The sequence below is a fragment of the Fodinicola feengrottensis genome (assembly GCF_039530045.1).
GTDB classification, from domain to species: domain Bacteria; phylum Actinomycetota; class Actinomycetes; order Mycobacteriales; family HKI-0501; genus Fodinicola; species Fodinicola feengrottensis.
In genome coordinates, this window is sequence record NZ_BAAANY010000023.1 from 110,926 (window position 1) to 123,104 (window position 12,179).

Here is a 12,179-nt window from a genome sequence, read left to right on the forward strand (position 1 = left end):
TAAGTTACCAGCGGACAAACTCCCGAGGCGGTGAACGATGAAGCGGCCCACCATTCTGGACATCGCACGGGTGGCCGGCGTCTCCAAAGGGGCCGTCTCGTACGCCCTGAACGGCCGGCCCGGCGTCTCGGTGGAGACCCGGGCCCGGATCCTCGGGATCGCCGAGGAACTCGGCTGGGTCCCCAGCAGCGCCGCCCGTGCGCTGTCCAGCGACCGGGCCGAGGCGGTCGGTCTGATCGCCGTCCGCGATCCGGAACTGGTCGCCACCGAGCCGTATTTCATGCGGATGGTCGCCGGCGTGGAGAAAACCCTGTCCGAGCGCGGCATGGCGTTGCTGCTGACCGTGGTGTCCGATCCGGCCCGCGAGCTCGACCTCTACCGGCGCTGGTGGGGCGGCCGGCGGGTGGACGGGATGCTGCTTTTCGACATGCGGATGGACGATCCGCGGCCACGCTGGCTGCGCAAGGTCGGCGCGCCCGCGGTCATCATCGGGGCCCAACGCGCGTACGCCGGAATTTCCTGCACTCGAACGAACTACCAGGACGCGATGACCCGGGCGATCACCCACCTGGTGGATCTCGGACATCGCCGGCTGGCTCGCATCTCCGGCCCGCACAGCCTCGAGCACGTCGTCCGTCGGCAACGGTATTTCGCTGATATCACGAAGAAACTTCTCGGCTCCGAGCAGCCACAGGTGGAGACCGACTACACCGCGACCGCTGGCGTAAGGGCCACTCGCGAGCTGCTGGCCCGACAGCGCCGCCCGACCGCGATCATCTACGACAACGACGTGATGGCGGTGGCGTCGGTGTCGACGCTGACCAACGAGGGCGTCCGGGTGCCCGAGGAACTCGCGGTGCTCGCTTGGGACGACTCGCCGCTGTGCCAGCTGGTGCACCCCGCGGTCAGCGCCTTCACGCACGACATCACCGCGGAGGCCGGCCTCGCGGCCGAGCTGCTGCTGACCCGGATCGAAACCGGGTCCGCCGCGGACCGCTGGCTGGAAACCCCGCAACTGACCGTACGCGCGAGCACCGATCCCGCGCACGGAGCGTAGCGAAACAACGGGCTAAAACCGACAAAACTCGACCGTTTCCCTACATTTATGCCTTAAAAAAAGGCAGTCCAAACCGGTTCACTTCCCGGCGTGACTCAGCTAACATGACCGACGAGCTGAACCGGTTAATCGGCCGGCTGACCGCGGTGCCGTACGCCCGCCGTACGGAACCGAACACGCCCCCGGTGATGCCATCCGCACTGCCGGCGACCCGGCGATCCGGGCGCCGCAACGAAGGAGTCGACCGTGCGCAAGAAGACCCTCACCGCGATGTTGTCGGTGGCACTGTTGGCGACGACAGGCCTGTCCGCCTGCTCGTCCGGCAGTGGATCGGACGCCAACACGATCACGTACTGGGCCAGCAACCAGGGCACCAGCCTGCAGAACGACAAGGACGTACTGACCCCACAACTGGCGCTTTTCACCAAGCAGACCGGCATCAAGGTCAACTTGGAGGTGATTTCCTGGGATCACCTGCTGGACCGGATCACCACCGCGACCACCTCCGGCGACGGGCCGGACGTGACGAACATCGGCAACACCTGGTCGGCTTCGCTGCAGGCCACTGGCGCCTTCGTGGACTTCGACAACACCGCGCTGGGCAAGGTTGGCGGCAAGGACAAGTTCCTGGCCACCAGCCTCAGCTCCACCGGCGCGCCCGGCAAGACACCCGAGTCGGTGCCGCTTTACGGCCTGTCGTACGGACTTTTCTATAACAAGAAGGACTTCGCCGCGGCCGGCATCACCGCCCCGCCGACCAACTGGACCGACTTCGTGGCGGACGCGAAGAAACTCACCAACCCGGCGGCCAAGAAATACGGCGTCTCACTGGCCGGCGCCAGCTACACCGAGAACGCGCACTTCGCCTTCATCTTCGGCAAACAGCAGGGCGGCAACTACTTCGACAACTCCGGTAAGGCCACCTTCGCGAGCCCGCAGAACGTCAAGGCCGTGAAGCAGTATCTGGACCTGCTCGGCGCCGACAAAATCGCCATTCCGAGCTCCGCGGAGCACGGCGCCACCCAGGACGCGGTGGCCGACTTCACCGGCGGCCGGGCCTCGATGATCATGGCGCAGACCAACACCACCGCGTCGATCGCGAAGGGCGGCATGCCGACCAGCGACTACGGGGTGGCCCCGATGCCCATCGAGTCACCGCTGCCGGCCGGTGGAGAGCGAGTCAACAGCCACGTCGCTGGCATCAACATCGCGGCCTTCAAAGACAAGAACACCGAAGCCGCACTGAAGTTCATCAACTTCATGACCAGCACCACCGAACAGATCAGCCTCAACAAGACGTACGGTTCGCTGCCGGTGGTCAAGGGGGCCGCGTCCGACGCCGCTTTCCAGGGCGCCACCACGAAAACCTTCGTGGACGTGCTGTCCACCACCTCCGCGCCGATGCCGATGGTCACCAACGAGAGCCAGTTCGAGACCACTGTCGGCGCCGCGCTGAAGGAGCTGATCGCGCAGAGCGCGACCGGGAAGGTCCTCACCGACACCGATGTGAAGAACGCGCTGACCTCGGCCCAGCAGAAACTGGCCACCAGCTGATGACCACCGGCGTCTCGACCGAGGCCGAGCGCCGCGGCACCGAGCCGCCGGCGGCGTCCGCCGGGCCCACCCGGGTCCGGCGGCGCCGCCGCGCGCTGGGCGGTCGCGCGTTGCCGTACCTGCTGATCGCGCCGGCGCTGGTCTTCGAGCTGCTGGTGCACGTGGTCCCGATGCTGACCGGCGTCGCGATCAGTTTCCTCAAACTGAACCAGTTCTACCTCCGGCACTGGCTGCAAGCACCGTTCGCCGGCCTCGACAACTACCGGTTCTCGGTGGATTTCCACAGCTCGATTGGCGCCGCGCTGTTGCGATCCCTGGGCGTCACCATCGCTTTCAGCGTGGTCGTGGTGGCGCTCAGCTGGCTGCTCGGCGTCTTCGGCGCCACCCTCCTGCAGCGCAGTTTTCGCGGCCGGGCCGTGCTTCGGACGATTTTCCTCGTCCCGTACGCGCTGCCGGTCTTCGCATCGGTGATCGTCTGGAAGTTCATGCTGGGACAGAACACCGGCATGATCAACCACGTCCTCGCGCAGTTGCACATCACCAACGGCCAGACTTTCTGGCTGTTGGGCAACAACGCGTTCATCAGCATGGTGGTGGTGGCGGTCTGGCGGCTGTGGCCGTTCGCGCTGCTGACCCTGATGGCCGGCATGCAGTCGATCCCGGGCGACATCTACGAGGCCGCCGCGGTGGACGGCGCGAACATGTGGCAGCAGTTCCGCAAGCTCACCCTGCCGATGCTGCGACCGGTCGACCAGGTGCTGGTCCTGGTGCTTTTCCTGTGGACTTTCAACGATTTCAACGTGCCCTACACGCTGTTCGCGGACTCGCCGCCGGCCAGCGCTGACATCGTTTCCATCCACGTCTACCAAAGCTCGTTCATCACCTGGAACTTCGGCCTCGGGTCAGCGATGTCGGTGCTGCTGTTGCTGTTCCTGCTGATCGTCACGGTCGGATACCTGCTGATCACCTCCAGGAGGACCCAGGATGCATGAGTCGCGGGTCTTCAAGGCCGTACGGGTGGTGGGCCTGACCGGCCTACTCTTGTTCACCCTGGTGCCGATTTACGTGATGATCTCCACCGCGTTCAAGCCGCTGTCGGACGTGCAGAACTACTTCACCTGGTTTCCCACCACCATCACCGTCCGGCCATTCATCGATATCTGGACGACCGTGCCACTGGCCCGGTATTTCAGCAACAGCGTGATCGTTTCGCTGACGTCCAGCGTTATCTCGGTGACACTGGCCGTCCTTGCCGCGTACGCGATCAGCCGCTACACCTTCCGCGGCCGGCAGCTGTTCCGGATGACCGTGCTGTCCACCCAAATGTTCCCGGGCATCCTGTTCTTGCTCCCGCTCTACCTGATCTACGTCAACATTGGGCAACTGACCGGAATCCGGCTGACCGGCAACCTGCTCGGCCTGATCATCACGTACCTGACGTTCACCCTGCCGTTCTCGATCTGGATGCTGGTCGGGTATTTCAACTCGATCCCGCGCGGGCTGGACGAGGCGGCCACCGTGGACGGTGCGAGCCCGATCCGGACACTGGTGTCAATCATCGTGCCGGCGGCCAAACCCGGCATCGTGGCCGTCGGGATCTATTCCTTCATGACCTCCTGGAGCGAGTCGCTGTTCGCCTCGGTGCTGACCGACGACAACTCCAAGACGCTGGCGGTCGGACTTTCCGAATACTCCACCCAGGTCTCGGTCTACTGGAACCAGACGATGGCCGCCTCGCTGGTCGTCAGCGTCCCGGTGGTGGTCGCTTTCCTGCTGATGCAGCGATATCTCGTGCAGGGCCTGACCGCGGGCGCGGTCAAGTAACTCGCGCGACAGAAACGGAGACATGTGCCTATGCGGCGCCCTGCGGAAAAACTGATCGTGGACGGCCAACCGGCCAGCTGGCTCGGAGCCAACTTCTGGTCCCGGACCGGCGGCCCGCTGATGTGGCGAGACTACGATCCGGCGGTCGTACGGGAAGAGTTGCGGGTGCTGGCGGACCACGGGCTGCGCCAGACCCGGTCATTCTTCTACTGGCCGGATTTTCACCCCGAACCGGACACTGTCGACACTGGGAAGGTCGAGCTGTTCCGGGATTTCCTTGACGCACACATCGAAACCGGCATGTCTTCCATCCCGACCTTCATCGTCGGGCACATGTCCGGCGAGAACTGGGATCCGAGTTGGCGCGGTGGACGAGATCTCTATGCCGACGTATGGATGGTGAGCCGGCAGGCCTGGTTTATCGAGCGGATGGTGTCCGCCCTGCACGACCACCCGGCCGTCGCCGGATGGCTGATCAGCAACGAAATGCCGATCTACGGCCGGCGGCGCGGACAACCCGCCGCGCCCGCGCAGGACGTGATCAGCTGGGCGACGCTGATGGTGCAGGCCGTTCGGGCCGGTGGCGGCGACCAGCCGGTGTCCCTCGGCGACGGCGCCTGGGGCATCGAGGTGACCGGCGAGGACAACGGCTTCTCGGTACGGGAAACCGGAAAGCTCACCGACTTCACCGGCCCGCACGTCTACCGGATGGAGACGGATCAGATCCGCCAGCACCTGGGCGCGGCCTTCATCTGCGAGCTGTCCGCGGTCACTGGCAAGCCGGTGATCATGGAGGAGTTCGGGCTGTCGACGGATTTCGTGTCGGTGGCCAACCAGCACCACTACTACCGGCAAACGCTGCACAACTCGCTGCTTGCCGGTGCCACCGGCTGGATCGCGTGGAACAACACCGATTATGACCATCTGGCCGACCAGCCGCCGTACCGTCACCACCCGTTCGAGATGCATTTCGGGATCACCACGAACACCGGCGAGCCCAAGGCGCCACTGCTGGAGCTTCGGGACTTCGCGAAGACACTGTCCGATGTGGACTTCGTACGCACCCGGCGCGCGGATACCGACGCTGCTCTGGTGGTCACCGCCTACCTGGAGTGCGACTATCCGGTTTCCACGGCGGCGGACCGAAGTTTCGTCTTCCGTACCCTCCGGCAGGGCTATGTGGCCGCCCGGGAGGCGAGCCTACCGGTCGCGTTCACCCGCGAACGGGACGGAATCGCCACCGACTCGAAGCTCTACCTGCTCCCCTGCGTCCGGCAGATTCTCGCGCCGACCTGGCACCAACTCGGCGAGCTGGCCGCTGCTGGAGCCGTCGTCTACCTGTCTTTCTGTTCCGGGGAACAGGACTTCCACCGGGCGTTCTGGCACCCGAAGCTGAACGACATGTTCGGGGTCGAGCACGAACTCTCGTACGGGCTGGTGCAACCGATCGTCGATGATGTCGTGGAAATGACGTTCACCGACGACTTCGGCTCGATAGCGGCCGGCGAGGTGCTGCGGTTTCGAACCGCCGGCAACGAAAACAGCCGCGCCTACCTGCCGGTGCAGGCGCGCGACGCAAAGGTCGTCGCGGTCGACGCGTACGGCCGGCCGGCACTTTTGCGGCACGCCACCGGCAGTGGCGAGACCGTGTTGTGCACGTATCCGTTGGAATACCTGGCCTCGGCCAACCAGGACGTGAATCCGGAGCCCACTTATCGGATTTACGACGCGCTGGCGCGGATCGCTGGCGTAGCCCGCGAACTGGTGGTGGACGATCCGCGGGTCTTGACCGACACGCTCGTACACGCCGACGGTCGCCGGTTCGGCTGGTTCGTCAGCCAGCATCCGACCGAGGTGACCATCCGGCCAGAAGTGCCGTTGCGGACGCTCGCCGGCGAGCCGGTGGATGACGTGACGTTGCCGCCTTTTGGCGTACAAGTTCTCGAAATCACGAAGGGGGAATAGTGTCTACAATGGACTTCCCGGTGTTCCCTGCCGGGTTCGTTTGGGGCACCGCCACCGCGGCGTACCAGATCGAGGGTGCGGTCGGCGAAGGCGGCCGCGGCCCGTCGATCTGGGACACCTTCTCGCACACGCCGGGAAAGACCGCGCACGGCGACACCGGCGACGTGGCTTGCGACCACTTTCACCGGTACGGGCAGGACATCGGGCTGATGAAGGACCTCGGCGTCAGCGCATACCGGTTCTCGGTGGCCTGGCCGCGGATCCAGCCCGACGGCAAGGGCCCGGCGAACGTCGAGGGGCTCGACTTTTACCAGCGGCTGGTGGATGAACTCGGCGACGCCGGCATCACGCCCTATTTGACGCTCTATCACTGGGATCTCCCGCAGGCGTTGGAAGACGCCGGCGGCTGGCGAGTACGGGACACCGCGGAGCGATTCGGTGAGTACGCGGCGATCGTACACGCGGCCCTGTCCGATCGCGTTCCTATGTGGACAACGCTGAATGAGCCCTACTGTTCGGCTTTCATCGGCTACGCCGAAGGCCGGCACGCTCCCGGCGCGCAGGAAGGCCATGGCGCGCTGGCGGCCGCGCACCATCTGCTGGTCGGCCATGGGTTGGCCGTACAGGCCATGCGCGCCCAGCAGTACGGCGACGAGAAATTCGGCATCACGCTGAACATGAACCACGTGCGGGCGGCCACTGACAGCCCTCAGGACAAGGCTGCCGCCGTACGCGCCGAACTGTTGCAGAACCGGGTCTTCTCCGACCCGCTGCTGGCCGGCCGGTGGCCGGTGGCCGAGCAGGAGGTGTGGTCGCCCATCAGCGACTTCTCCTTCCGACAGGATGGCGATCTGGAGATTGTGGCGCAGCCACTGGACTTTTTCGGCGTGAACAACTACATGCCGCAATATGCCAAGCATGCGCCCAGCGCCGACACCGATCTCACCCAGCGGGTGGCCACCGACATCGGGGTGTGGGACAACCCGCCGGCCGAGCTGTCCCGTACCGCGATGGGCTGGCCGACCGAGGCGGACGGCCTGCGCCGGCTGCTGACCTGGCTGGCCGCAGAATATCCGCAGCTGCCGCCGGTCTATATCACCGAAAACGGCAGCGCCTACGTGGACACAGTGGACAGTGCCGGCGCGGTCGACGACCCGGAACGAGTGGCCTACCTCGACACCCACCTGCGGGCAGTACGGCAGGCGATCGAGGAAGGCGTCGACGTACGCGGATACTTCTGCTGGTCATTGATGGACAACTTCGAGTGGGGCTATGGCTACTCCAAGCGTTTCGGGCTGGTCTATGTCGACTACGAAACGCAGGCCCGGATCCCCAAGTCCAGCTACCACTGGTTCCACCAGGTGATCACCCGCTAGGTTTTCCCCGCGAATGTAACGAAACGGCTCACAGAACAGAGCTGCTTCGTTACATTCGCGAATTATTCAGTGGGAGCGGTTGTGGTGACGCGGGCCAGGACGATGCCGCCGACGATCAGTGCCAGCGCGGCGAAACGGCCAATGCTGAGCGGGTCCCTGTTTACCACCACACCCAGAGTGATCGCACCGATCGCGCCTATTCCGGTGAAAACCGCGTAGGCGGTGCCAACCGGCAAGCTGTTCATCGACCACGACAACAGGTAGACCGCGACCGCGGCGAGCGCCAGGCAGAGCAGCGTTGGCAACGGGCGAGTGAAGTTGTTCGTTGGCTTGATGCTCTGCGACCACGCGACTTCCACCAGGCCGGCCAGCACCAGCACCACCCAGCTCATTGAGAACTCGCCGCTTGTTTGTCCACCAGCTCGGTGGCCAGCAGGTGGGACTCACGCTGCTTTCCAGCCAGGTCTGCGATCACCGGGTCGACCAGCGCGTTTGTCAGTTCGGAGCTGATAAAGGTGACGTCGTCGACGGACATGTGACCAGCCAGGAAATCCCGCAGATAGGGCTCCTGGTAGTCGTACGGCGCTCGTGGCGCCCCCGGCACGTACGAGCCGCCGCGGGCGTTGACGACGACAAAAGCCCGGCCCGCCAACGACATTCGCGGAAAGGTCACCTGGTCGATCCAGGCCTTGAGCACGGCGGGAATGCCGAAGTTGTACATCGGCGCTCCGATCAACACGACATCGGCGCGTACGAGCTCGGCCAACAGCGGCTCGACGACCGACCAGGCGGCGCGTTGTGCGGGCGTACGAACAACTTCCGCATAGCGGGAGATGTCGGTGATCCGCTCGGCCATCAGTGCGTCACAGATTTCGGTCCAGGCTTCGCCAATTGGCGGTGGCGGAGCGGCCGCCAGATCGCGGTACGTGTAGCCGCCATCGGGGTGTGCCGCTCGCCACGCGGTGGCAAACCGGGCGGTGAGCTCGCGGGAGAAGGAACGGGAGCGGGCACTTGTGTCGAGGTGCAGCAGATGGGTCATCGGAACACTCCTGGCTGGAATTAACTGGACGGTGCGTCCACTTATGACCGTAGCGCCAAGTGGTCAGACTGTCCAGTTACGCGGTAGAGTGAGCCGATGAACTTGCTCGACGAAGGCCCCCACCGGCCCGAACGTGCCGATGCGGCGCGGAACCGCGCACGGGTGCTGGCCGCCGCGCGGCGGCTCTTCGCCAGCCGCGACCCGCGAGCCGTCACGATGGACGACATCGCGCGGGAGGCCGGCGTCGGTCGAGGCACGCTCTACCGCCGCTATCCCGACACGGTGTCGATCGCGGTGGCACTGCTCGATGCGCATGAACGTGAGCTGCAGGAGAAGCTGCTGCACGGTGAGCCGCCGCTCGGGCCGGGCGCCGCGCCGGCCGAGCGAATGGCCGCTTTCTACACGGCAATGGTGGAATTGCTCGACCAGCACATCGATCTGGTGCTCGGCGCCGAGGTCGGTGACGCCCGCTTCACTGGCGGTGCGTACGGATTTTGGCGCGTACACGTGAGATCACTGCTCGTCGAGGCGGACTTGGCGGATCCGGACGCGCTGGTGGATATTCTGTTGGCCCCGCTCGCACCGGAAGCTTTCCGTTTCCAGAAAGAAACCCGGCACCTCGGCCCGGACCGGATCACGTCCGCGTTACATCTTCTCGCCCGCGGGGTTTTCCGCTGACCAGAGCTGATCGACTGCCGCAAGGGCGCAGTCGTACGGTTGAACATCATTGATTGAACAGGTGGCGCGCTGGCACGATTTGCTCTATGACAGATGGGGAAACTCTTGCCACCGAGATACTCGACGGCCGCCTGAACGCGCACCGACATGCGGCGTACGACCACCTGCGGGCGCTGGTCGGGCCGGTTCGCGGCCGTACCCCCTATGGCGGGGTGACCTGGGTGGTCACACGCTATGACCAGGCCCGCGCGGTGCTGGCGGATCCCCGGGTCAGCAAGGTCGAGCCGGCCAGCGCGGTGCTCGCGGATCCGCAGGCCGACGAGACCTTCGACGCCGCCAACAACCCGTTCGCGGACAACATGCTGAGCCACGACCAACCCGAGCACGGCCGGCTCCGCCGGGCCGTTCAGCCCGCTTTCAGCCCTCGCCGGATCGCCGCGCTCGCACCCCGCATTCAGGAAATCTGCGACGACCTGATCGACGGTTTCGCCGACCGCGGCGAAGCCGAGCTGATCGCGGACTTCGCGTTTCAGTTGCCGATGCGGGTCATTTGCGAGCTGCTCGGCATCGCCAGCAGTACGCACGACGAAATCATGACGATCATGCAGGTCTTTTTCGTCGAGGACACCAATCAGGACGTTGCCGAGCTCAATCAGGACGCGGCGCCCCGGCTGATGGACTTCGTCGACCGGCTGATCGCCACCAAACAGAGCGATCCGGGCACCGATCTGGTCACCGATCTCGTGCAGGCCGAAGAGCCGCTGACTCATCGGGAAATGGCCTCCACCATCATGTTGCTGATCGTGGCCGGCTTCCTGACCACCGTGAACCTGATCGGCAACGCCATGTTCGCGCTGCTGCAGGACGAAAAGGCGCTCCTGAGCCTGCGCGAGGACCCAGAGCGGATCCCGCTCGCCATCGAGGAATTCCTACGTTATGAAAGCCCATTCGCACCCGCGGTCGTCTATGCCAGCGAGGACATGGAAGTTGGCGGTGTCAAGGTCGCCAAGGACGAGTCGTTCACGGTGATGATCGACGCCGCCAACCGCGACCCGGAGCGTTATCCGGACGCCGAAACACTTGTTTTGGACCGCGCCCCCAGGTCGCACCTGGCTTTCGGCCACGGCATTCACCGCTGCGCCGGAGCACCACTGGCCCGGCTGGAAGGCGACATCGCTCTGCGTACGTTGCTACGCCGGCTGCCTGAGGTGGCACTGGGATGTCAGGTGGAAGAAGTACGCTGGCGCGCCGACTTCGTTATCCACGGCGTGACAGCGCTCCCGGTTACCTTCACCAGAGCGTAAAAAGAGGACATCGCATTCGCGATGTCCTCTTTTTTTGTTTCAGGAGAACGAGATCACAGCCGATCCGTACGTCGTGTGACCAGCGTTGACCGCGCCGATCCAGCACCCCTTGCTCACCGTGGTGCAGTCCACAGACCCCACCGCGGCTCCGTTCGTGTACGCGGTGAAGGACTTGCGCACGGTGAGCGAGACAGCTGCTTTTCCGTTCGCATCGGCGGTCGCGCTGGCACCGTCCGGCTCGTCACAGCCGACCGACGTACCCACCGCCGCGCACTCGGTGACCTGAATCCCTTCCCCTGTCGCGAAACCGGCCGCAGCCGCGGTGACGCTCTGACCATCGGTCAGCCCGGAAGCAGGCGTCGCCACGACCGACCCGGTCGCCGCCGACACCGGTGCGCTGAAAGTGAGAGCCAGTGCTCCCGCAGCGGCCGCGACCAAAACAATTCGACCAATCACCAATAATCTCCTTTGGGTGGGGTGTCCGCAACGCCCCGTTACTTGCGGGTGGTGCGGGCAACGGGGCGTTGCGGACAAGAACTACGGAGTGACGCGGAAAAGAGTGTCGAAAAGGGCCTTCACATGGGCCTCCTCGCCGGTGGCGGTGATGCCCGCGTCCTCGGGACGCAGCCGGCCGGTGACGACCCGAGCGAGCCGCTCGCCGGAGATCGACAGGCGTACGTCCGGTGAGTCGGTCTCCACCGGCTCGCTGCCGGTGGCGGCCTTCACCCGCAGCACGACCGTCTTCAACGGCAGCGGGGCGATCACCGTGAGCTCCACGGTCGTTCCAGCCGGCAGCCCGGACTTTCCTACCGCATAAGGCAACATGCGTACGAGCGAGCCACTCACCTCGGCCGCGACCGGACCGTCCACATTGCCCGGTCGGCCGGTCGCGTTGCGAATGTCCTGCTCATGGGTCCAGATGTCGAACGTACGCACCGGCAGCAGGCCGGACATCGTACGAGTGTGGCCCAGCGGCCCCTTGACCTCCGGATCGGCGTCCGGGCCGCCGGCCAGCTCACGCAGTTGCGCAAGCCGCCGCTTCGTGGTTTCCACCAACTCGGCTCGTACGTCCGCACCGGGCTTGGACCGGCGGTAGTCGACGGCCACCTCGACCTGGCGCGCGATTTCGTTGCGCAGGTAAGGAAGGTCGGCCGGCAGCTCGTGCTCGGGGTCCTTGTCACCGAGCAGCCGCTGCTCGACGCCGACAATGTGCGAGACCTGGTCCTTCACCGACCAGCCCGGGCAGTCGGTGGGCTTGTCCCAGTCCTGCTCGGAAAGTTCGCCAGCGAGCGCGGCCACCGAATCAAGTTCCTGTTCCAGGATGCCGATCAGCTCGGGCAGATCCCGGTCGCGGGTGTCTCTGGCAAGGTCACGAATCATGG

12 protein-coding genes are annotated in these 12,179 nt (G+C 65.2%); 8 read left to right on the forward strand and 4 right to left on the reverse strand.

Going from position 1 to position 12,179, the window contains the following annotated elements; all coding sequences use genetic code 11:
* Window positions 1-37 precede the first annotated feature (37 nt).
* From ABD301_RS28655 to ABD301_RS28680, 6 genes are all read left to right on the forward strand, one after another.
* Window positions 38-1,057 (forward strand): LacI family DNA-binding transcriptional regulator, encoded by a 1,020-nt coding sequence (locus tag ABD301_RS28655; RefSeq protein ID WP_344313461.1) that lies wholly within the window; start codon window positions 38-40, stop codon window positions 1,055-1,057.
* Window positions 1,058-1,303: 246 nt separating this feature from the next.
* Window positions 1,304-2,611 (forward strand): ABC transporter substrate-binding protein, encoded by a 1,308-nt coding sequence (locus ABD301_RS28660; RefSeq protein ID WP_344313462.1) that lies wholly within the window; start codon window positions 1,304-1,306, stop codon window positions 2,609-2,611.
* Window positions 2,611-3,603 (forward strand): carbohydrate ABC transporter permease, encoded by a 993-nt coding sequence (locus ABD301_RS28665; protein WP_344313463.1) that lies wholly within the window; start codon window positions 2,611-2,613, stop codon window positions 3,601-3,603. Before ABD301_RS28660 ends, ABD301_RS28665 begins: the two co-directional genes overlap by 1 nt.
* Window positions 3,596-4,435, forward strand: a complete 840-nt coding sequence (locus ABD301_RS28670) for a carbohydrate ABC transporter permease (protein ID WP_344313464.1) — start codon at window positions 3,596-3,598, stop codon at window positions 4,433-4,435. Before ABD301_RS28665 ends, ABD301_RS28670 begins: the two co-directional genes overlap by 8 nt.
* A gap of 30 nt (window positions 4,436-4,465) precedes the next feature.
* On the forward strand, window positions 4,466-6,400 hold the full coding sequence (locus tag ABD301_RS28675; protein ID WP_344313465.1) for a glycoside hydrolase 5 family protein: 1,935 nt from the start codon (window positions 4,466-4,468) through the stop codon (window positions 6,398-6,400).
* 8 nt (window positions 6,401-6,408) lie between these two features.
* Complete coding sequence (locus ABD301_RS28680; protein WP_344313466.1) at window positions 6,409-7,776, forward strand: GH1 family beta-glucosidase; 1,368 nt, start codon at window positions 6,409-6,411, stop codon at window positions 7,774-7,776.
* 62 nt (window positions 7,777-7,838) lie between these two features.
* Here ABD301_RS28680 and ABD301_RS28685 read toward each other — a convergent pair whose 3' ends face one another.
* Together ABD301_RS28685 and ABD301_RS28690 are read right to left on the reverse strand one after the other, a co-directional pair.
* Window positions 7,839-8,168 carry a DMT family transporter gene (locus ABD301_RS28685; RefSeq protein ID WP_344313467.1) on the reverse strand — a complete coding sequence of 110 codons (330 nt, stop codon included), beginning with the start codon at window positions 8,166-8,168 and terminating at the stop codon, window positions 7,839-7,841.
* A complete protein-coding gene (locus tag ABD301_RS28690) occupies window positions 8,165-8,815 on the reverse strand; it encodes an FMN-dependent NADH-azoreductase (RefSeq protein ID WP_344313468.1) in 651 nt (216 codons plus the stop codon). The genes ABD301_RS28685 and ABD301_RS28690 overlap by 4 nt, the downstream gene beginning before the upstream one ends.
* A gap of 96 nt (window positions 8,816-8,911) precedes the next feature.
* Here ABD301_RS28690 and ABD301_RS28695 point away from each other — a divergent pair, with 96 nt between their 5' ends.
* Window positions 8,912-9,493, forward strand: coding sequence for a TetR/AcrR family transcriptional regulator (locus ABD301_RS28695; protein WP_344313469.1), 582 nt, complete (start codon window positions 8,912-8,914; stop codon window positions 9,491-9,493).
* Between the two features lie 86 nt (window positions 9,494-9,579).
* Entirely contained in the window at window positions 9,580-10,797 is a 1,218-nt protein-coding gene (locus tag ABD301_RS28700) for a cytochrome P450 family protein (RefSeq protein ID WP_344313470.1), read from the forward strand.
* Between the two features lie 39 nt (window positions 10,798-10,836).
* Here the strand turns inward: ABD301_RS28700 and ABD301_RS28705 are convergent, their stop codons facing one another.
* Entirely contained in the window at window positions 10,837-11,253 is a 417-nt protein-coding gene (locus ABD301_RS28705; protein ID WP_344313471.1) for an enediyne antibiotic chromoprotein, read from the reverse strand.
* Between the two features lie 81 nt (window positions 11,254-11,334).
* A complete protein-coding gene (locus ABD301_RS28710; protein WP_344313472.1) occupies window positions 11,335-12,177 on the reverse strand; it encodes a maleylpyruvate isomerase family mycothiol-dependent enzyme in 843 nt (280 codons plus the stop codon).
* Between the last annotated feature and the right edge of the window lie 2 nt (window positions 12,178-12,179).